The organism is Roseovarius carneus (genome assembly GCF_020141465.1).
Classification (GTDB): Bacteria; Pseudomonadota; Alphaproteobacteria; order Rhodobacterales; family Rhodobacteraceae; genus Roseovarius; species Roseovarius carneus.
Genome location: NZ_JAHSPD010000001.1, coordinates 970,747 through 988,836 on the forward strand (window position 1 = coordinate 970,747; position 18,090 = coordinate 988,836).

The 18,090-nt window shown below is 61.1% G+C and carries 19 protein-coding genes and 1 riboswitch; of the genes, 12 read left to right on the forward strand and 7 right to left on the reverse strand.

Going from position 1 to position 18,090, the window contains the following annotated elements:
- Positions 1 to 10 precede the first annotated feature (10 nt).
- A riboswitch (SAM riboswitch) is annotated at positions 11 to 89 on the reverse strand.
- A 73-nt stretch (positions 90 to 162) separates the two neighbouring features.
- The gene (locus KUD11_RS04780; protein ID WP_109386131.1) at positions 163 to 867 is read left to right on the forward strand and encodes a glutathione S-transferase N-terminal domain-containing protein; all 705 of its coding nucleotides are present in this window, start codon (positions 163 to 165) and stop codon (positions 865 to 867) included.
- Between the two features lie 36 nt (positions 868 to 903).
- On the opposite strand, the gene KUD11_RS04785 is transcribed toward KUD11_RS04780, so the two are convergent.
- From KUD11_RS04785 to ftsY, 3 genes are read right to left on the reverse strand one after another with little or no spacing between them, the layout of a single operon-like run.
- Positions 904 to 1,506, reverse strand: coding sequence for an inner membrane-spanning protein YciB (locus KUD11_RS04785; protein WP_109386129.1), 603 nt, complete (start codon positions 1,504 to 1,506; stop codon positions 904 to 906).
- A 24-nt stretch (positions 1,507 to 1,530) separates the two neighbouring features.
- Positions 1,531 to 2,433 (reverse strand): EamA family transporter, encoded by a 903-nt coding sequence (locus tag KUD11_RS04790; protein WP_109386127.1) that lies wholly within the window; start codon positions 2,431 to 2,433, stop codon positions 1,531 to 1,533.
- Positions 2,434 to 2,464: 31 nt separating this feature from the next.
- Positions 2,465 to 3,988, reverse strand: coding sequence for a signal recognition particle-docking protein FtsY (ftsY, locus tag KUD11_RS04795; protein ID WP_224380150.1), 1,524 nt, complete (start codon positions 3,986 to 3,988; stop codon positions 2,465 to 2,467).
- A gap of 173 nt (positions 3,989 to 4,161) precedes the next feature.
- Here ftsY and KUD11_RS04800 point away from each other — a divergent pair, with 173 nt between their 5' ends.
- Together KUD11_RS04800 and KUD11_RS04805 are read left to right on the forward strand one after the other, a co-directional pair.
- Positions 4,162 to 5,187, forward strand: a complete 1,026-nt coding sequence (locus KUD11_RS04800; protein WP_109386123.1) for an alkane 1-monooxygenase — start codon at positions 4,162 to 4,164, stop codon at positions 5,185 to 5,187.
- 71 nt (positions 5,188 to 5,258) lie between these two features.
- Positions 5,259 to 5,654: a hypothetical protein gene (locus KUD11_RS04805; protein ID WP_109386121.1), complete on the forward strand. Its 396-nt coding sequence runs from the start codon at positions 5,259 to 5,261 to the stop codon at positions 5,652 to 5,654.
- A gap of 53 nt (positions 5,655 to 5,707) precedes the next feature.
- On the opposite strand, the gene KUD11_RS04810 is transcribed toward KUD11_RS04805, so the two are convergent.
- The 3 genes from KUD11_RS04810 to KUD11_RS04820 all read right to left on the reverse strand — a co-directional run bounded on the left by KUD11_RS04810 (position 5,708) and on the right by KUD11_RS04820 (position 8,986).
- Complete coding sequence (locus KUD11_RS04810; RefSeq protein WP_109386118.1) at positions 5,708 to 7,732, reverse strand: NADPH-dependent 2,4-dienoyl-CoA reductase; 2,025 nt, start codon at positions 7,730 to 7,732, stop codon at positions 5,708 to 5,710.
- Positions 7,733 to 7,804: 72 nt separating this feature from the next.
- Positions 7,805 to 8,452: a ChrR family anti-sigma-E factor gene (locus KUD11_RS04815; protein ID WP_109388223.1), complete on the reverse strand. Its 648-nt coding sequence runs from the start codon at positions 8,450 to 8,452 to the stop codon at positions 7,805 to 7,807.
- A gap of 9 nt (positions 8,453 to 8,461) precedes the next feature.
- Positions 8,462 to 8,986, reverse strand: coding sequence for a sigma-70 family RNA polymerase sigma factor (locus tag KUD11_RS04820; protein WP_318010160.1), 525 nt, complete (start codon positions 8,984 to 8,986; stop codon positions 8,462 to 8,464).
- Between the two features lie 262 nt (positions 8,987 to 9,248).
- Between KUD11_RS04820 and KUD11_RS04825 the strand changes: the two genes are divergently transcribed.
- From KUD11_RS04825 to KUD11_RS04850, 6 genes are all read left to right on the forward strand, one after another.
- Positions 9,249 to 10,541 (forward strand): NAD(P)/FAD-dependent oxidoreductase, encoded by a 1,293-nt coding sequence (locus KUD11_RS04825; protein WP_109386114.1) that lies wholly within the window; start codon positions 9,249 to 9,251, stop codon positions 10,539 to 10,541.
- Positions 10,538 to 11,293, forward strand: a complete 756-nt coding sequence (locus KUD11_RS04830; protein ID WP_109386112.1) for a DUF1365 domain-containing protein — start codon at positions 10,538 to 10,540, stop codon at positions 11,291 to 11,293. The genes KUD11_RS04825 and KUD11_RS04830 overlap by 4 nt, the downstream gene beginning before the upstream one ends.
- Entirely contained in the window at positions 11,290 to 12,501 is a 1,212-nt protein-coding gene (locus tag KUD11_RS04835) for an MFS transporter (RefSeq protein WP_109386110.1), read from the forward strand. Before KUD11_RS04830 ends, KUD11_RS04835 begins: the two co-directional genes overlap by 4 nt.
- A 4-nt stretch (positions 12,502 to 12,505) precedes the next feature.
- On the forward strand, positions 12,506 to 13,066 hold the full coding sequence (locus tag KUD11_RS04840; protein ID WP_109386108.1) for a DUF3833 family protein: 561 nt from the start codon (positions 12,506 to 12,508) through the stop codon (positions 13,064 to 13,066).
- Positions 13,067 to 13,801: an SDR family NAD(P)-dependent oxidoreductase gene (locus KUD11_RS04845; protein WP_109386106.1), complete on the forward strand. Its 735-nt coding sequence runs from the start codon at positions 13,067 to 13,069 to the stop codon at positions 13,799 to 13,801. It abuts the gene before it with no gap.
- Positions 13,802 to 13,865: 64 nt separating this feature from the next.
- Positions 13,866 to 14,192 (forward strand): DUF3775 domain-containing protein, encoded by a 327-nt coding sequence (locus tag KUD11_RS04850; RefSeq protein ID WP_109386104.1) that lies wholly within the window; start codon positions 13,866 to 13,868, stop codon positions 14,190 to 14,192.
- On the opposite strand, the gene KUD11_RS04855 is transcribed toward KUD11_RS04850, so the two are convergent.
- Positions 14,189 to 14,332: a hypothetical protein gene (locus KUD11_RS04855; RefSeq protein WP_181375308.1), complete on the reverse strand. Its 144-nt coding sequence runs from the start codon at positions 14,330 to 14,332 to the stop codon at positions 14,189 to 14,191. The genes KUD11_RS04850 and KUD11_RS04855 overlap by 4 nt on opposite strands.
- Positions 14,333 to 14,502: 170 nt before the next feature.
- Between KUD11_RS04855 and KUD11_RS04860 the strand changes: the two genes are divergently transcribed.
- The 3 genes from KUD11_RS04860 (at position 14,503) to KUD11_RS04870 (ending at position 18,090) form a co-directional block, all read left to right on the forward strand.
- Positions 14,503 to 15,867, forward strand: coding sequence for a hypothetical protein (locus tag KUD11_RS04860; protein ID WP_224380151.1), 1,365 nt, complete (start codon positions 14,503 to 14,505; stop codon positions 15,865 to 15,867).
- 89 nt (positions 15,868 to 15,956) lie between these two features.
- Positions 15,957 to 17,243, forward strand: a complete 1,287-nt coding sequence (locus KUD11_RS04865) for an ABC transporter substrate-binding protein (protein ID WP_109386102.1) — start codon at positions 15,957 to 15,959, stop codon at positions 17,241 to 17,243.
- Between the two features lie 121 nt (positions 17,244 to 17,364).
- The gene (locus KUD11_RS04870) at positions 17,365 to 18,090 is read left to right on the forward strand and encodes a haloacid dehalogenase type II (RefSeq protein WP_109386100.1); all 726 of its coding nucleotides are present in this window, start codon (positions 17,365 to 17,367) and stop codon (positions 18,088 to 18,090) included.

Here is an 18,090-nt window from a genome sequence, read left to right on the forward strand (position 1 = left end):
CGGCGAAAGGGGGTTCCTTTTCCTGACCTCTTTAGCGGGATTATTTAACGTGGCCCGCAATCCGGTAACAAATCGCCACAGTTTTTATCTAGACCTCAGCCCGGGCCGCGTCAACACTGCACCAAAAGACGACGTCCCCGCAGACATCAAAGGAAAAACGCCATGAGTGACCCGATCCACCTGTATTTCTGGCCCACGCCAAACGGCTGGAAAATCTCCATCGCGCTGGAGGAGATGGGCCTGCCCTATGTCACCACGCTGGTGGATATCTCGGCCGGGGATCAGTTCAAGCCGGAGTTTCTGGAGATATCGCCGAACAACCGCATGCCTGCGATCACCGACCCGAATGGCCCGGAGGGTGCGCCCGTGAGCCTTTTTGAATCGGGCGCGATCCTGCAATACCTCGCGCGCAAGACGGGGCGGTTTTATGGCTCGACCGCGCGCGAGAGCCTGAGCGTGGATCAATGGCTGATGTGGCAGATGGGCGGGCTTGGGCCCATGGCGGGCCAAGCGCATCATTTCCTGAAATACGCGCCCTTGATGGACCCGCCCAATGATCTGCCCTACGCCAAGGACCGTTACCGCTCCGAGGTGGCGCGGCTTTACGGTGTGTTGGACCGTCAGTTGGCGGATCACGCGTTTGTCGCAGGCGATTTTTATTCCATCGCGGATATGGCGATCTGGGGCTGGGCGTCGCTCTGGGAGGGGCAGCAGCACGATCTGTCGACAACGCCCAATATGGCACGCTGGCTGGAGGATCTGAGCGCACGCCCGGGCGTGATCGCGGGCCGCGCGCTTGCCGCGGAAAAGCGCATGGCACCCAAGCAGGACAAGGCCGCTCAGGAGGTGCTTTTTGGCAAGCGGTGACGCCTCCGGCGGGAGTATTTGCGCTAAGAAGAAGGGCTAGTCTTCTGCTTCTTCGGTGCTGTGGTCATTGAGCAGCTTGCCTTGGGTGATGAAGAAGAGAAAGATTGCGGCGGTCAGGCCGAATGTCTTGAAATAGACCCAGATTTCTTCCGTCTGCGTGCGCCAGATGATCTCATTCAGCGCGGCGAGGGCAAAAAAGAAGATTGTGATGCGGCGCGTGAGGATCATCCAGCCGTCATTCGTGAGCGGCATCAGGCTTTCCATCAACGATTGCAGGTAGGAGCGGCCCCGCAGCAAGCCGAACGTAAGGATGGCACCAAAGATGAGGTAGATGATTGTCGGCTTCATCTTGAAGAATTTGGGATCGTTGAACCACACGCTGAGCCCGCCGAAGACGACAATGAGCACGGCCGTGACCACCTGCATCCGCGACAGGTGGCCGGTGAGCTTCCATATGAGGGCGATGCTGACCAAAAAGACCGGGATGAAAAGCGCCGTGACCACGACGAAACCGGCATATTCGGTGCCACCGAACGTGTAGACGTTATCCTTGAGCCAGAGATAGGCCACGAAAAACGCCAGAAGCGGGCCGAATTCCAGCGCCGACTTGAGCTTGCCGCTTATTTCCTTGTCTGCCATGTCCCGTCTCTCCCCTGTGATCGTTCAGCCGCCCATCTCAACTATGACCGCCCCTATCGCAATCAAGGCCATGAGCGCAATCCGTCGCGGGCCCACCGTCTCCTTGAGCACCAACCATCCTATGAAGGCCGCAAAGACCGTCGATGTTTCGCGCAGGACTGCGGCCTCACCGACCTTGTCGAGCCGTGTGGCCAGCATGATCGACCCGAAAGACGCAAGCGCCACAACCCCGCCGATCACCCCGCGCGCCATCAGCGGGCCGGGGGCGGGCGCATCTTGCATGCGGCGCCAGCGATAGAAGGCGTAGACTGGCATCACCAGCCCGTCGAAGAAGAAGAACCACGCAAGGAAGGTGAAAGGGTCCGCCGTGGCGCGGATGCCGTAGGCGTCATAAGTCGTGTAGAGCGCCACGAAGAGGCCGGTGATCACGGCGAGGATGAGGGCCGCAGGCAGCGTGTCCCGCTCGGCCTGAAGGTAGATGAGGTTATAGACTGCCAGTCCGAAGATCCCGGCCAAAAGGACCGCGAGGCCGAGCCATTGTGTGCCGGTAAAGCTTTCGTTGAAAATCAGGTAAGCGCCGATCACGGCAAAGAGCGGCCCAGTCCCACGCACCACAGGATAGACGACCGTATAGGCGCCACGTGTATAGGCGCTGGCTTGGAGAATTTTGTAGATCAGGTGCAGCGCCCAAGCGCCTGCGAAGATGGGCCACATATGCGGCTCGGGCCATGGAACGACGAAAAACGCGAAGGGAGCTGCCATGAGGCAATAGCTGATATCCACCGCCCCGCGCGTGAGCCACGGATCATGCCGACCTTTCTGGATCGCGCCGAAGACCGCATGCAGAAAGGCGGCAACGATAGCTAGGATCAGGGCCAGCTCTTTGCCGTCCGCTGTGCCTTCGAGAGAGATCAGCCAATCGCTCATTCAGCGTGACCGAGGGCCGAAGCCGGGGCTGTCACCGCTCCAGCCCGGTGAGCGCCGCTGCAAAATCCTCGGGATCAAACGGCGCCAGATCGTCAATCTGCTCGCCCACGCCAATCGCATGGATGGGAAGGCCAAACTTATCAGCCAGCGCCACGAGCACGCCGCCCTTGGCTGTCCCATCAAGTTTGGTCATCACGAGGCCCGAGACATTGGCGAGTTTCTGGAACGTCTCCACTTGGCTCAGCGCGTTCTGGCCGGTGGTCGCATCGAGCACCAAAAGGGTGTTATGCGGCGCATCAGGGTCTTTCTTGCGGATCACGCGGACAATTTTCGACAGCTCCTCCATGAGATCGGCGCGGTTTTGCAGACGTCCTGCCGTGTCGATCATCAGCAAATCGGCACCATCCGCCTGCGCCTTTGTCATCGCGTCAAAGGCGAGGCTGGCGGGGTCCGAGCCTTCGGGCGCCGTGAGGACCGGGACGCCCGCGCGGTCGCCCCAGACCTGCAATTGCTCCACCGCCGCTGCGCGGAACGTATCGCCCGCGGCAATCACCACGTTTTTGCCCGCGGCGCAAAATTGACTGGCCAGCTTGCCGATCGTTGTCGTTTTGCCTGAGCCGTTGACGCCAACAACCAGCACGACCTGCGGCTTTTTCGAGTAAAGCGGCATGGGCCGCGCGACGGGTTCCATGATGCGGGTGATCTCTGCGGCCAGAAGCGTCTTGATCTCCTGCGTCGACAGGCGTTTGCCCATGCGACCCTCGGCCATGTTGGCGGTGACGCGGAGCGCCGTATCGACGCCCATATCGGCCGTGATCAGAAGCTCTTCGAGCCGCTCCAGCATATCATCGTCGAGCGCCCGGCGGGTGACAGTGGCCTCCACCCCGCGCCCCAAAAGACGCCCGATAAGACCCGGTTTGGCGGGTGCAGGCTCTGGCAGCGCGGGTTCAGAAATCGGCAAAGGTTTGGGCGGCACGGGTTGCACCGGGGGCGGAGCCGTGATCGCCTTCTCAGGCTCAGGCTCAGGCTCAGGCTCAGGCTCAGGCTCAGGCTCAGGCTCAGGCTCAGGCTCAGGCTCAGGCTCAGGCTCAGGCTCAGGCTCAGGCTCAGGCTCAGGCTCAGGCTCAGGCTCAGGCTCAGGCTCAGGCTTGATATCTGGGTCTAGGGCGGACGCAGGTTCGGGCGCGGAGGTGNTGGGCGGCACGGGTTGCACCGGGGGCGGAGCCGTGATCGCCTTCTCAGGCTCAGGCTCAGGCTCAGGCTCAGGCTCAGGCTCAGGCTCAGGCTCAGGCTCAGGCTCAGGCTCAGGCTCAGGCTCAGGCTCAGGCTCAGGCTCAGGCTCAGGCTCAGGCTCAGGCTCAGGCTCAGGCTCAGGCTCAGGCTTGATATCTGGGTCTAGGGCGGACGCAGGTTCGGGCGCGGAGGTGTCTTCGATAGGCCCGGCCTGTGTCTCTGGCTCGGCGACGCCGCCATCCTCAACAATAGCATCTAAACCTTCCTCAAGCTTTGAAGAGGACCGGAAGAGCTTGTCTTTGAGCTTTTTGAAAAACGCCATGCGCGCCTCGCATCTTGGTGTTGCCCTCTCACCTAATCGGGTTGCGCGGGATTTGGAAGGGTGGCGTGCGGGTACACAAAACTGCGCGGGCAAAGCTTATCTTAACGATATGCCGTTAAATCGCCCAACTCTCATGCCATCTACGCGGGGGCCGACCTGTCTTGAGACCCACGATGCCCCTTTTTGCCTTCGCCACTCTGCTGCCTGTCGCGCTGATTTCTTTCGGCGCGATGTTTGGCGGCTGGGTGGGTGTTGCGGCGCTGAGCTATATGACGGTGATCGTTTTCGGTTTGGACAGGCTGGCTGCGCGCACGATGGACAACACCGATCCGGATGTGGAGTTTCCGGCAGCCACACCGCTGCTTGTGGGGCTGGGGTTTGGCCATTTGGCACTGCTTGCGCTCTGCGTTTGGGCCGTGGGCGGCATGGGCGATTTACGCTTGGTCGAGCAGATGGTTCTGGGCATTGCGGGCGGGCTTGTTTTTGGGCAAATCTCGCATCCCGCCGCGCATGAGCTTATTCATAAGCCGTCGCGCGCGCTGCGTCTTTTGGGGCGGGTCATCTACACCACGCTTTTGGCGGGGCACCACGCCAGCGCGCATCTGCGTGTGCACCACACTTATGTCGCCAGCGACAAGGACCCGAGCAGCGCACCCTTGGGCGAAGGGTTTTACGCCTATGTGCTGCGCGCGACGCGGGGCAGCTTCGTCTCGGCGTTCCAGGTGGAGACGGAGATGTTGCGGCGTGGAGGTAAACCTGCGTGGCGGCATCCATTCGTGCTTTATCTTGGGGGTGGCGTGCTGTGTCTGACGCTGAGCTTTGCCATGGACGGTATTGCCACGCTCGTGGCTTATGTCGCGATGTGTCTCTACGCGCAGTTACAGATCCTGATGTCGGATTATGTGCAGCATTACGGCCTGCGCCGCAAAGAGGCGGCGGATGGGCGGTTGGAGCCTGTCGGGCCGCAGCACGCGTGGAACGCGCCGCACTGGTTTTCCTCGGCGCTGACCCTGAACGCGCCGCGCCATTCGGATCATCATATGAGCCCTGCGCGGCCCTATCCCGCGCTGCAACTCAACAAGGATGAAATGCCTTGCTTGCCCTATCCACTGCCGGTGATGGCGGTTTTGGTCCTGACGCCGCCGATCTGGCGGCGCGTCATGGACAAACGCGTGCGCAAATGGATGCCTGATGGCTGAGATGGCATCTTTGTGCCGCGATCCGCTTTGATGGCTGGTCAGGTGGACCTGGCTCTGGCAGACTCTGACCCATGCGTATTTTGACCCTTGCCCTGAGCCTATGTCTTGCCCTGCCTGCGGCGGCGCAATCTTTCCTGACTGCTGAGGAATTTGACGCCTATACGTTGGGAAAGACGTTTTATTACGGCAGCTTGGGACAGCCTTATGGGGCGGAAGAGTATCTGGAGGATCGCCGGGTGCGGTGGTCCTTCCTTGATGGGCGGTGCCAAGAGGGAGAATGGTACGAAGAGGCGGGGCTGATCTGTTTTGTCTATGAAAACCAGCCCGATCCGCAATGCTGGAGCTTTGAGAAAGGCCCTTCAGGCCTGATCGCGCGGTTTGAGAACGACCCCGCGCAATCAGAGCTTTACGAGGTGGAGCAGAGCGCGGAGCCGCTCTTGTGCCTTGGTCCGGATGTGGGCGTCTAGACCCGCAGACGGGAGCCTCCGGCGGGGATATTTTTGGCAAGAAGATGAGACGGTCAGAGCTTTGCTGCGAGGCGGGTGCCTTGGTCGATGGCGCGTTTGGCGTCCAGCTCGGCCGCGACATCCGCACCACCGATGATATGAGGCGTGCGACCTTGGGCCTCCAGCGCATCGGCAAGCGAACGATTCGGGAGCTGACCTGCGCAGAGAACGATCGTATCGACCTCGATCAGCGCGGGGTTCTCGCGGGCTTCGCCATATGAGATGTGCAGGCCCTCTGGGGTGATTTGCTCATAGTTAACGCCGCTGAGCATTTTGACCTGTTTCATCTTGAGCGCAGCGCGGTGAATCCAGCCTGTGGTTTTGCCAAGCCGCTTGCCGGGGCGCTCGTTCTTGCGTTGCAGCAGGGTAATCTGGCGGGCGGGGGCCTCGGGGCGGGGGCCTTCGGGGGCGACGCCGCCGCGCGCCGTGCCGGGGTCGGTGACGCCCCATTCCATCATCCATTCCGGCAGGTTCTCGGTGGGGCTTTCACCAGCCTGGGCCAGAAATTCGGAGACATCGAAACCGATACCGCCCGCGCCGATCACCGCCACGCGCGCGCCGACCTCGGCGCGGCCGCGCAGCACGTCGATATAGCTGAGCACGTTGGGGCCGTCTTGTCCGGGGATTTCCGGATCGCGGGGCTGAACGCCTGTGGCGATGATGATTTCATCGAAACCCGCGAGGTCGGCCGCTGTGGCCTCATGCCCTAATTTTAGGGTCACGTTTGCGGCCTTCAGCGAGGCGGCAAACCAATCCACAAGGCCGTGAAACTCCTCCTTGCCGGGGATCACGCGGGCCATGTTGAGCTGTCCACCGATACGGCTGTCGCGGTCGAAGAGGGTGACGTCGTGGCCCCGCTCGGCGGCGGTGATGGACGCGGACAGCCCCGCGGGGCCGGCGCCGACCACGGCGATGGATTTGGGCTTGGCCGCCGATTCGATCCGCAGCTCCGTCTCATGACAGGCACGCGGATTGACGAGGCAGCTGCTGATCTTGCCCGAAAATGTATGATCGAGGCAGGCTTGGTTGCAGGCGATACAGGGTGCGATCAGATGGGCCTGTCCTGCGGCGGCTTTGACGATGAAATCGGCGTCAGCGAGGAAGGGCCGGGCCATCGAGACCATATCGGCACAGCCCGTGGCCAGCACATCCTCGGCCACTTCGGGCGTGTTGATCCGGTTGGAGGTGATCACGGGGATGCTCACATGCCCCATCAGCTTTTTCGTAACCCATGCGAAGGCGGCGCGCGGCACGGAGGTGGCGATGGTCGGGATGCGCGCCTCGTGCCAGCCGATGCCGGTGTTGATCAATGTGGCGCCCGCCGCCTCAACGGCTTTGGCCAGTGTGACGACCTCTTCAAATGTGCTGCCCTCAGGCACCAGATCGATCATCGACAGACGGTAGATCAGGATGAAATCGGGGCCGACAGCCGCGCGCGCACGGCGAACCACCTCGACGGGCAGGCGCATCCGGTTCTCGTAGCTGCCGCCCCAGCGGTCGGTGCGCTTGTTGGTGTGGGTCACGAGGAACTGGTTGAGGAAATAGCCCTCCGAGCCCATGATCTCGGCCCCGTCATACCCCGCTTCGCGGGCGCGAATGCAGGCTGTCACGATATCGGCGATTTGCTTCTCGATGCCCGCCTCATCCAGTTCCTTGGGCGCAAACGGGGAGATCGGCGATTTGATCGCTGAGGCGCTCACGCATTCGGGTCCGTAGGCGTAGCGACCTGCATGCAGCACCTGCATCGCGATAAGCCCCCCCGCTGCGTGAACCGCGTCGGTAACGGTGCGGTGGTTGGTGATATCCGCGTCCGTGAAAAGCCCTGCCGCACCCGGAAATACGCCGCCCTCGCGGTTTGGCGCCATGCCGCCGGTGACCATGAGAGACACGCCACCACGTGCGCGCGCTGCGTAGAACTCGGCCACGCGGGGCCAGTCCTTCGTTTCTTCCAGCCCGGTATGCATGGACCCCATGATCACGCGATTTTTGAGCGTGACATGGCCAAGATCGAGCGGTGCGAAAAGGTGGCTATACGTCATGTCGGCCTCCGGCAAAATCCAGAGGTCAGGATGCGCCGCGCATTGGGGAATGTCACCCCCAACGCGGCGTCATCAAATGCGCAAGAAAGGCTGTGCCAGGCGGGGCATCAGACCCCGGAAGCGCAGGGGCGCGTCGGTGGCCGCAAGGCAGATGCAATCGGCACCGATATCGGCCACGGGCGTATGGTCAAGCTCTTCATTGGCCACCTCGATATCACCTGCGCCGAAATGATCGGTCGCATCGCTGAAGGCACCTTGGAGAACCAGAGTTAGCTCCGTCCCGCGATGCCCGTGATCAGGCACGGCTGCCCCGGCGGGGATATAAAGAAGACGCGCTGTGGCACCCTTTTCGGTGGGCAAAATGGCCTGCTTCACACCCATGCCGACCGGTCGCCATGCCACCGCGTCCAGATCACCGCCGACATAGGCCTGAATGGGCGCGGGCAGCACGCCACCACGGGTGCGGCGCACACGCGGCTCGGCGGGCGCGGCCTTGGCACGGGCCAGAGCCGCGGCCATGCTGCCATGGGACATTTCGACCGCCGCCGTTTCTTCCATCAAAGCGCCGCCGACCGTATCGAACGCACCGGCGCGGGCGCGGCATTCGTCACACATGCTCAGATGTGCGGCAATGGTCAGGTTGAACGCTTCAGGCAGGCTCCCGGCGGAGTAAGCCATCAACAGGGCGTCGGACAGGTGGTGTTTAATAGTATGCGTCATATGCTTCATTCAGTTCATTGCGTGGCGCAGCCGCTCAAGCGCGAGACGGATGCGGGATTTGATTGTGCCCAAGGGAAGGCCGGTTTTCTCTGCGATTTCAGAATGGCTCAGGTCGGAAAAATACGCGGCCTCAATGAGGGCCTTTTGCTTTTCTGGAAGATCGGCAATGGCCCCGGCCAACTGATCGCTCTCTTCTTGAAGGGCGAGGACGTCTGCTTGGTCCGGCTCTTGGTCTGGACCCCAGAGAATATCCTCAGGCTCGGGCCTGCGGGCCTTGCGCAGCGCGTCGATCCTGCGATTACGCGCGATTGTGAATATCCACGTGGCCGCACTCGCACGGCTAGGATCAAAGAGATGCGCCTTTTGCCAAAGGGTCGCCATCACATCCTGAGCACATTCCTCGGCAATGGTTGCATCCCCGCCCGAGCGCATCAGAAACGCTTTGATGCGTGGCGCGAAGTGATCGAACAGCTCTGCAAATGCCGCCTCATCCTTGAAATCGCGGATGCGCGTGATGCATTCCGTCCACCGCAGGTTTTCTGACTCTCGTTGTGGCGTCACGGGTGCTAGGCCCACTTTCTTCCTGGTTTCCGCACGACCGGACGCGCGCAGCTTGGGACCTAAAAGGACCGAAGCGGCGAGAGGCGCGTCAAGAGTGTCAATCTCACTATACATATGCCATTTACGGGTGGCACCCAGGTTTGGATCATCTAAAACCGTTTTTTTTCTTTTATCATCCGGTTCGGACTCCGGTCCGTATTGCACACTAACCTAAGCACGAATGGAACACCCGACTATGCCGTTTGAAACAGCCGCTGGCGCGCGCAGGAAGATTGCTGTGATTGGCGCCGGAATTTCCGGCATGGGGGCGGCGCACATGCTGTCCGATGCAAATGATGTGACCCTGATCGAGGCGGAGCCACGTCTGGGCGGCCATGCCCGCACCATTATTGCGGGCAAAAACGGTGATCAACCGGTCGATACCGGCTTCATCGTGTTCAACTATGCCAATTACCCGCACATGGCGCGACTCTTTGAGGAACTGGACGTTCCTGTCGCCCTCAGCAACATGAGCTTTGGTGCGTCCATTGATGGGGGGCGTCTCGAATACGGGTTGGCCAGTGCGGGGGCGGTGTTTGCGCAGCCGCAAAACGCGGTCAATCCTCGGTTCCTTGGCATGTTGCGCGATATCTTCCGGTTCAACGCCAAGGCGCTGGCGGCCAGTCGGGGCGCAGATCAAACGGTGGCTGATCTTTTGGAGCGGCTACGCCTTGGCGGGTGGTTTCGCGACTATTACCTGCTGCCGTTGTCCGGCGCGATCTGGTCCACGCCCAAAGAACAAATCCTGGAGTTTCCTGCCGAGGCGATGCTGCGGTTTTTTGAGAACCACGCGCTGCTGAATTACTCGGGCCAGCACCAATGGTATACTGTGCAGGGCGGCTCGATCGCCTATGTCACCCGGCTTGAGGCATCGCTGCGCGCGAAGGGCACGGACATCCGGCTGGGTGCGCCCGTGCAATCAGTACGCCGGACAGGCACCGGCGTTGAGGTCAAGCTGCACGGTGCGGAGTGGGAAGGGTTTGACGAGGTTATCTTCGCCACCCATTCCGACGACAGCCTGCGCCTCCTGGCCGATCCCAGCACCGAGGAGAGCCGCGATCTGGGTGCGATTGCGTATCAGCCCAATGATGTGGTGCTGCACGCCGATGCCAACATCATGCCGCGCAAAAGGGCCGTCTGGTCCAGCTGGAATTACACAGAGGCGGCGGGCAAGAGCACGGGTCAGATTGATCTCACCTATTGGATGAACAAGCTGCAACCAATCCCCGAGACCGATCCGCATTTTGTCACGCTCAACACCACGCGCCCGATCCGCGAAGAGCTGATCTATGACCGCGTCACGCTGCGCCATCCGGTCTACAACACCGCCGCTTTGGCGGCCCAAGGCCGCATCGCCGCGAGCAACGGCGCGCAGAATACATGGTTCTGTGGTGCGTGGATGAAGAACGGATTTCATGAGGACGGGCTGAGCAGCGCTGTGGATGTGGTGGATGCGCTGACAGCACGCGGAGCGCGGGCCGCCGCATGAGCGGGATCGACCATATCGCAGGCCACACATGGCATGGGCGCAAGGGGGCGGTGGAAAACGCCTTCCGCTATACCATCGATTATGTGCTGGTGGATGCCGAGGCCGCGCCGGAGACCCCGCGGCTTTTCGGCCGCAATGCGCGTGGCCTCGCCAGCCTGCATGATACCGACCATGGCGGCGCGCCGGGTGCCGGGCGCGGTGCCGCTTGGGTGCGCGATGTGCTGAGTGAATACCAGCTCCCCGCGCCTGCCAAGGTGGAGCTTCTGGCCCAGCCGCGCATCTTGGGCCATGTGTTCAACCCGGTCTCCTTCTGGCTCTGCCGAGATGATGCAGGCGCGCTTACGAGCGTGATTGCGGAGGTGACAAACACGTTTGGTGATCGCCATTCCTATCTGGTGCACCGCGACGACGGTGCCCCGATCAAGGCCGAGGACAAGCTGAGCGCGCAGAAGATTTTCCACGTCTCGCCCTTTCAGAAGATCGAGGGCGATTACGTTTTTCGCTTTGATATCCGCCCTGACCGGATCGGGATCTGGATCGATATGCAGGCCCATGGTGCGGGTGTGATCGCCACGCTGGTCGGCGCGCGCAAACCGCTGAGCAATCGCAGCCTACTGGCCGCGATGCTGCGGCGGCCTTTCGGGTCGCGCCGGGTACTCGCGCTCATTCATTGGCAGGCGCTCAAGCTCTGGTGGAAAGGCGCGCGCTATCAGCCCCGCCCTGAGCCGCCCGCCGAGGAGGTGAGCCGGTGACAGCCGCTCCGCGCCTGCCCTCATACGCGCTCTTTGCGGCCTTTTTGGCGGCGGCAGGTCTGCCGCTCTATATCCATGCGCCTAAGTTTTATGTGGATGAATATGGCGTGTCTCTGGCCCTGCTGGGGACGGTTCTTTTCGGGCTGCGCCTGCTGGATTTCGTGCAGGATCCGCTTCTGGGGCGGCTGGCCTCAAAGATGCAGGGGCGGCGGGGCCTGAGCATTGCGGTGGCGGGTTTTGCCATGGCGGTTGCGATGGCGGGTCTCTTTGCCGTGACGCCGCCCATAATGCCCATCGTCTGGTTTGCGCTGATGCTCACCGTGGTCTTTTCCGCGTTCAGCTACCTCACCATCTGCTTTTATGCCCAAGGCGTGACCGCAGCGGACGCCATGCCCGGCGCGGGGCATCTGCGCCTTGCGCGCTGGCGTGAAACGGGTGCGCTTTTGGGGATTTGTGCGGCGGCGATTGCCCCCATCGTTTTGGGCAGCTTTGCAGGCTTTGCGCTGTCGTTTGTCATCCTCGCGGTGCTTGCCCTTTGGGCGATGAACGGCGAGTGGCGACGGGCCTCCATCCCGTCGCAGGGCTTTGGCCCGGTGCTGCGCGATGCGGTGTCGCGCCGTCTTTTGTTGGTCGCTTTGGTCAACGCGGCCCCCGTCGCGGTCAGCTCCACACTCTTTCTTTTCTTCGTTGAAAGCCGCCTTGATGCGCCCGGCTGGGAAGGGCCTCTATTATTGATCTTTTTCCTCTCCGCCGCCCTCGCCACACCCTTCTGGGGCCGCGCGGCAGAGATATGGGGCGCGAAACGCGTGCTTCTGGCGGGCATGGTCCTGTCCATCCTCGCCTTTGCGGGGGCGGCCACGCTGGGCACCGGGGACACATGGGCCTTTGGCCTTGTCTGTCTGGCCTCAGGAGCGGCCCTTGGGGCGGATATGACCCTTCTGCCCGCTCTGTTTGCACGCCGTCAGGCCGAGGTGAACCCTGGCGCAAGTGAGGCGTTTGGCCTGTGGTCCTTCGTGTCGAAATTCACTCTTGCGCTGGCAGCGGTGTCTCTCTTGCCGATTTTGCAGGCGGGTGGTTTTCAGGCGGGGCCAGACAATTCCGAGGAGGCGCTGCGCCTTCTCACGCTTCTCTATTGCGCGCTGCCATGCGTGCTCAAGCTGGTGGCGATCGCGCTGTTGGCGTCCACACATCTTGAGGAAAGGACCTGACATTATGACGGGTTTCGGATTTGTCGCGCTGGGTGCTTTGCTCAGCTTTGCCGCTGTGTGGCTCTGGGTGCGCATCACGGGGTTTCGGGCGCAGAAAATGGCGGATTACGCCGGAACAGAGCCTGTTCTAAACCTGCGCGAGCATCTCAATGGCAAGATCAAATGCGAAGGGGTGATCTATGGCCCGCTTGGCCGTGTCTCTTCACGCTTCACCGCCGATTTCGAGGCGAAATGGGATGGCAATCGCGGCGTCATGAAGGAGCATTTCCTTTATGATAGTGGCAACACCCAAGACCGGGAATGGCGGCTGGAACTGGCCAATGACGGGACCATCCGCGCCGATGCGGATGATCTGGTGGGCCAAGGCACGGGCGAACAGGTTGGCTGTGCCATGAGGCTTAATTACCGCATCCGTCTGGCCGATGAGGCGGGGGGGCATGTTCTGGACACCGTGGACTGGATGTATGTCACGCCCGGCGGAACCATTGTAAACCGCAGCCAGTTTCGTAAATTCGGGATCAAGGTGGCCGAGTTGGTGGCCACGATGCAGAGGGTGGACGGGTAAATGATGAACTGGGCCGGGAAACGATATTGGCTGATCGGGGCGAGTGATGGGCTTGGTGAGGCGCTGGCCCACAAGCTGAGCGCCGCCGGGGCCGAAGTGATCGTCTCGGCCCGCAGTGAGGACAAACTGGCAGCCCTTGTGGACGCATTGCCCGGCAAGGCGCGGGCCGTGGCTGTGGATGTCTCAAACCTCGACAACGTGACCGCCGCCGCCGCCGCCATTGGCGAAATCGACGGGATGGTGTTTCTCGCCGGTGTTTACTGGCCCTTCAAGGCGCAGGACTGGGACGCGCAGCAGGCCGAGGCGATGGCTGATGTGAATTTCACCGGTGCTGTGCGCAGTGTGGGGGCTGTGATCAATCAAATGGTGGCGCGCGACGCAGGCCACATCGTTCTCACAGGTTCCCTTTCAGGCTTTCGCGGCCTGCCCGGCGCAATTGGATATTCAGCGGCCAAAGCGGGCGTCATGGCGCTGGGCGAGAGCCTTCAGGCCGATCTGGCGGGCACCGGGGTGCGGGTTCAGATCGCCAATCCGGGGTTTATCAAGACGCGTCTCACCGCCAAGAACGACTTCAAGATGCCCTTCATCATGACGCCGGAAGAGGCCGCGCAGGAGATGTTCGAGCTGATGTGCGATGATGGCGCTTACGTGCGCCACTTCCCGCGCGCCTTTTCACTGCTCTTCCGCGCGTCGCGGTTTTTCCCGCATTGGCTCTATCACCGTATCTTTGCGTAAGATCAAAGACGCGCGGCCCACGATCGTGCCACGCTTGCTCATTGCATAACAATGGGAGGCGAGGATGCTGGAGATCAGCACATATAAGGTGGCCCAAGTGGTTCTCATGGCGCGCGAGCTTGGCCGCGCCGAAGGGGAGCTGCGTGGCTTTATCGATCGGCTCAGTGAGGATGAACAAGCGAGCCTTGTGGCACTCATGTGGATCGGGCGAGGCAGTTTCGAGCCTGAAGATCTGGCTGACGCGGTCCAAACAGCGCGCAGCGAGGCAACGACGCCATGTGCGGACTATCTGCTGGGTTCGCCGCATGTGTCGGACCATCTGGAAAACGGGCTGGAGGCGCTGGGCCTTTCGGCCCAACACGATGAGGATGATCTGATCCGAGGCGGCTAGGGACGTGTCTTGGCATCATGCCGGATGAGGACGAGCGTGCTGAGCGCGGTCATGACGCCGCAGTCTGGGTTAAGCTTCATGAGATCGGTGAAGGTGATGCCCACATCGATACCAGCCACTTGGCTCTCAGTTTTGGTCACGGGTCCCGTGCGCCTTTTTATAGCGCTGGTTTGTATTTGATCCGCTTGGGGGGAAGTCAACGCACGAGGGGCGTGTGGTTTTTCTGTCGTGTTTGAGTATTTTTGCTAAGAAGAAGCCCAAGCGGCGGGGTGTGGCTGGAAGCGGAGGGCTTATGCGGTTTTTGTGGATAGTGGCAGCGCTCCTGTCTTGGGCGGGGCAGGCGCAGGCGCATGCGGGGGATCAGGGGTTTGTTTTGCTGCTGCCCACTGATTTCTACATCTGGTCCGGGGTGGCGAGCGTTGCGCTGACGGTGATCCTTTTGGGAGTTCTGCCGGACCGGGCGGGGGCTGCGCTCTTTCGGCCCCTGCATCTGTGGCGGTGGCAGGGCAGAGACGCGCGCCATTGGATCAGCGGCACTGTCGCACTGTCGCTTGTCGTGCTGGTGGGCGTCGGGCTTTACGGCTCGCGTGATCCGTTGGTCAATCCGCTGCCCCTTGTGGTGTGGACGCTCTGGTGGGTGATGCTGGTCACACTTCAGGGGCTGGTGATGGATCATTGGCGCTGGACCAATCCCTTCACCGGGCCTGCCGCGCTGATGACTTATCTCACTGGAGAGCGCGCGCCGCTGCGCTATCCCAGAGGGCTGGGCTACGGCCCCGGCATGGTGGGGTTCGTGGCTTTTGCCGGGTTTTTGCTGGCGGATGTTGCCCCCGCTGATCCGGCGCGGCTGGCGGTGGTGATCGGGCTTTATTGGTTGATCAATCTGGCCGCACTGTGCCTTTTTGGGCCGAGATGGCTCCTGCGGGCCGAATGTGTGACGATCCTGATGCGGATGTTTGCGCGGATGGCCGTTTTGGGCCGGCACCGGGGGAGTTTGGCACTTGGCCTACCGGGTTGGCAGCTTCTGGCGCGGCGGCCCATGCCGATGGGGGGCGCGATTTTTGCGCTTTTGATGCTGGCAGTTGGCAGCTTCGACGGGCTCAACGAGACCTTTCTCTGGCTGGGTATTCTGGGGCTGAACCCGCTGGAATTTCCGGGCCGCTCAGCCGTAGTGGGGCCGACTTTGGTGGGGCTTTGCCTATCGGTTGTCATATTGCTGCTTATTTTTGCGGCATCGACATGGGCGGGGCTTTTCATGGCGGGTGTGCGCGGGCGGCTGGCGCTGGCTGTGCGTCTTTTTGCGCCTGCGATCCTGCCTATCGCGCTGGGCTATCACATCGCGCATTACCTCACGAGTTTTCTGGTCGATGGGCAATATGCGCTGGCGGCTTTGAGTGATCCGTTTAATTCTGGCGCGGATCTTTTGGGCCTTGGGCAATACAGCGTTACCACGGGGTTTTTGTTTCAGCCGGGACCGGTCAAGGCGATTTGGCTCACGCAGGCGGGGGCGGTGGTGATCGGGCATGTGATTGCGATTATCCTCGCTCATGTGCTGGCCCTGCGCCTTGTGCAGGGGGGGCGCGGGGCGGTGTTGAGCCAGCTTCCTCTGGCGGTGTTTATGGTGGCCTATACGTTCTTTGGTCTTTGGCTTCTGGCCGCGCCGCGCGGGTTTTGAGGATTTAAAAAACTAGACAAGGGGCGGAATGTTTCGCAGGGTCACTCGTAAAGGGCGGCATATGATCGCCTCATACCGGGAGAAATGTCATGACCAAGACGCCAACCACCCCCAAGACCATCAACCGCCGCACAGCCCTCACGGGGATTGCCGCAGGGGCCGCGAGCCTGCCGCTCTGGGCGCGCTATACGCATGCGCAGACATCCGAGCCTCTCAAGCTGGGCTTTCAGGTGCACCGTACGGGCATCGGCAGCGCTTATGGGCGTTGGTATGGGCGCACGACCGAGGCCGCTGTGAAGCTCATCAACGATGGGGGCGGCATCAACGGCCGGATGGTCGAGGTGGTGGCCGAGGATGATGGGACAGACCCGCGCCGGGGTGCGGAGGTTTTGGAAAAATTTGCCAATCAGCATAATTGCGAACTGGCTTTTGGCACGCTGTTCAGCCATGTGGTTATCGGCTCGGCGCCGCGCGCGGGCGAGCTGAAGCTGCCTTATTTCGTAGTGTCTGAGGGGCATCACGTGGCCAGCGGGATGCTGAACCGGTACACGCTTCAGCCCGGTATCACGGATGTGAAAAGCCAGGTGCGGGCGATGGCGCCGTATGTGGCGGAAAATCTTGGCAAGAAGGTCACGATGATCTTTCCCGATTTTGCCTTTGGCCATGATCATCGTGATTTCTTTACTGCGGCTATCAAGGAGCAGGGCGGCGAGGTTCTGGAGCAGATCGCGATCCCGCCCGCCGAGACGTCCTTCACCAAGTATTTCCCGAAAATTCCGCGCGAGACGGAGGTGGTCTACCACGTCATGGTGGGGCCCGCCGTTCTGACCTTCGTGAAGGAGCTGGGAGAGTTCTTTGGCCCCTCGCGCCCGGCTATGTTTGGCTTCATCGACAGTCTGGAGGCGGTGGATATCGGCAGCCCGGGCCTCGAGTTCCTTGAGGGGACGTATTTCTGGGAAGGCATGTGTCGCGATGCGCAATCCGATCAGTCGGAGCATGAGAAAACCTATCGCGCCGCTGTGGGTGTGGATGATCATGGCGCGTCGATCAGCGATCCGACGGATATATCTACCTATGGCCATATGTTTGGGTGTTGGGAAACGCTGCATGTGATCAAGGAGGGGATGGAGGCCGCGGGCTATGGCGGGCCAGCCGACCGGGCCAAGTTGATTGAGGCGGTGGAAGCGATGCGCGCGATCCCTGAGAGCCTTGCCCATCCGCAAGGCGACAAGATCTTCAACGGCAAGACCCATCAGGTGTTCGGCCACCAGAACATCAGCCGTGTTGAGAATGGCAAGATGGTCCGCGTGCACCGCACGTCGATTGAAGACACGCTCTATCCGGATGAGGTGGATTACACCACGCAGTCGTTCTGATCTGAGAAAGTCGGGGAGGGGCTTTCCTTAGCGTTGAGTTTCTTTGGAAATTCAACGCGCTCAGGATATTTTTGGCAAGAAGATGAGGCGGTTACGTGTCGTGCTTTGAAGGGAACTTTCTGTGAGATTGCGGAATTACAAGGCGCTGACATTTGATGTCTACGGCACGTTGATTGATTGGGAGAGCGGGATGATTGCGGGGCTGAAGCCGTTGACGGATCAGATGGACGTGGAGCCAAGCCGCGATGCCGTTCTGGAGGCGCATGCGTTTTATGAAAGCACCTGCCAGCGCTATACTCCGGGCAAGGAGTACCAAGCCGTTTTAGCGACTGTCTACAAGCGACTTGCGGAGGAATGGGGGCTTGATGCGACATGGGAGGAAGCACAGGTCTATGGCCATTCAGTGGAGCATTGGCCCGCCTTTCCCGATAGCGCTGAGGCGCTGGCCTATCTTAAGGATCACTTCAAGCTGATCGTTTTGTCCAATGTGGATAACCACAGTTTTGCTCATAGCGATGCCAAGCTGGGCTATCCGTTTCATGCAACTTACGTGGCGGGTGATATTGGCAGCTACAAACCTGACCCACGCAATTTTGACTACATGTTGGAGCATCTTGGGCGGCTGGGGATTGAGGCGGGCGATATTTTGCATACCGCCGAGAGCATGTTTCACGATCATGGCCCGGCCAACCGGCATGGGCTTGCCAATTGCTGGATCTACCGCAGGCACGACAAAGAGGGGTTTGGCGCGACGATGAACCCCGGCGAGATGCCGCGCTATGACTTTATGTTCCATTCCATGGTGGATCTGGTCGAGGCGCATAAGGCCGAGATGGCCGGGGGATAG